Annotated in this window: 2 protein-coding genes; both read left to right on the top strand. The window is 57.1% G+C overall.

The window, feature by feature from the left end:
- The coding region (locus WB402_RS13415; protein WP_424208686.1) for an OmpP1/FadL family transporter at positions 1-1,151 on the top strand (1,151 nt) is incomplete at its 5' end.
- Positions 1,152-1,210: 59 nt separating this feature from the next.
- The gene (locus tag WB402_RS13410; protein WP_424208684.1) at positions 1,211-1,498 is read left to right on the top strand and encodes a PilZ domain-containing protein; all 288 of its coding nucleotides are present in this window, start codon (positions 1,211-1,213) and stop codon (positions 1,496-1,498) included.
- Positions 1,499-2,110: the final 612 nt, after the last annotated feature.

The following is a 2,110-nucleotide window of genomic DNA, read 5'->3' as shown; positions in this document are numbered from 1 at the left end:
CCATGGCCTCGTCGACCAACCCCGCCGGCGTGGTGATGGTGGGCCAGCGGATGGATCTAGGCGCTGTCTGGTTCCACCCGGAGCGTTCGTATTCTGTCGATGCTAACGGCGGATTTTGGGGCGCCGGCGGCGGAATCCCGGAATCGGTGGACAGCGACAAAAACGATTTTCTCATCCCGAGCTTTGGCGCCGTGTGGATGCTGGACCCGAACAGCGCATTGGGACTTGCGGTTTACGGTAACGGCGGCATGAACACCGATTATCCAGGATCCGCGCAGCGCGGAGCAGGTACATTCTTTGGTGGAGTTTTCAGCGGTAATGCCCACGCGGGGGTCGATCTGTCGCAGCTGTTCACGAATATCAGTTACTCGCGAAAAATCACTCCCACCTCCTCTTGGGGCGCGAGCGCGATTATTGCCTATCAACGCTTCAAGGCGACGGGTCTGGCGGCGTTCTCCAACTTTTCGAATGATCGTGCCCACCTGACGGACAACGGTTACGACAGTTCCACGGGGTATGGCGCGAAGCTGGGCTGGACCGGCGAAGTCAGCCCGGGCCTGAGTCTGGGTGCGTCGTATCAGACCAAGATCAGCATGGGAGAGTTCGACAAGTACAAGGGTCTGTTCGCGGAAAACGGCGGCTTTGACATTCCCTCGACCTGGACCGTCGGACTGGCTTATGAGATCACGAAAACATCCACCTTCCTGTTGGACGTGCAGCGCATCAATTACACGGACATCAAGTCGGTATCCAATCGCGAAACCAATCTGGCCGGCTGCATGGGCGGCGATACGAGCCAATGCCTGGGCGGCAGCGAGGGCGCCGGTTTCGGTTGGAAGGACATGACGATCGTGAAGCTGGGTTACCAGTGGGAAACCAGCCCGGCGCACACCTGGCGGGTCGGCTACAGCAAGACCAAGCAGCCGATTCGTGAGAGCGACCTGATGTTCAACATTCTGGTCCCGGCCGTGATGGAGCAGCATGTGACCTTCGGCTTCACCAACAAGATGAGCAAGAACAACGAGCTCACGCTGTCGGCGATGTACGCGCCGGAAAAGAAGGTCAGCGGCACGGATGAGCTGATGGGTGAAAATATTCAGATCAAGATGAAGGAGTACGAAATCGGCGTCAATTACGGCTGGAAGTTCTAACTAATTGACGGCGGTGACGTGCCGGTAACGAGTTAATTCTTTAAAAAGGTGCTTCATAAATGAAAGATAGGCGTCGCTACCCGCGCCGGCGCGAGTTCGTGCCGATGTCCGTCATGCCGACCGGTACTGGGGAGGCCAGAACCCTCGTCACGCGCGATATCAGCGCGGGCGGGACATTTCTGTACGCCAAGGCCAGCGAGCAGTTGCCGGTCGGAACCGAACTGATGATCACGCCGTTGCAACCGACCGCCGGCCTGATGCCCAGCATCAAAGGACGCGTTGTCCGCGTCAGTCCTCAAGGGATGGGTATCGAATTTAGCGAACCGACAGTCGACCGCACAACATGAACCAGCGCTAGGCGATTCGGGTCTAATCTTCTGACTGTCGGTGATTGGTCGCCTCGACTGCAGAATTGAGCCGTCGCCACGAACGTCTCTTCAGGGTCGCCTGCCGCCTCTGAGACTTGCCGAAACCGGACAGTGGGCGGCCGCCTGAAAGGCCGCTTTTCGGAAAATTAACCCTCCTCCCAAATCGCATGGCATGCTTTGGTGCCGCCTCGCCGTGCGCGGCAAAGCGATCATGCCGATCCGCTCCCCAACGCGGCGGGTGATGTCGACGAGCTTTGAGAGTTTCGTGAGAGCATCTTGCGGGCGCCGGAGAAACGCTCGCACGTTATTGATTACGAGTGGGGCGGGCAGGAATCGCAGCTTCGACCACCGGGTTTCTGACCAGTTGTTTGGTAGACAACGTAATCTATTGATTATTCGCACATCGGGGACGATAGAAACAAACAACCAGTGGAATGACCGCCGCTAACTTGTTGTTATTAATATGGTGGGCCGTGCAGGAGTTGAACCTGCGACCAACTGGTTAAAAGCCTGTTGCCACTTTGGTCGTAAGTCGATGAGAACAAAAAATAAAATGTACGCTGGTGTCTAATACTTTGCCCGGGCTAGGGG

Source organism: Sulfuricaulis sp. (genome assembly GCF_049587675.1).
Taxonomy (GTDB): domain Bacteria; phylum Pseudomonadota; class Gammaproteobacteria; order Acidiferrobacterales; family Sulfurifustaceae; genus Sulfuricaulis.
Note: the sequence above shows the minus strand (reverse complement) of the source record. Positions and strands in the feature narration are given on the sequence as shown.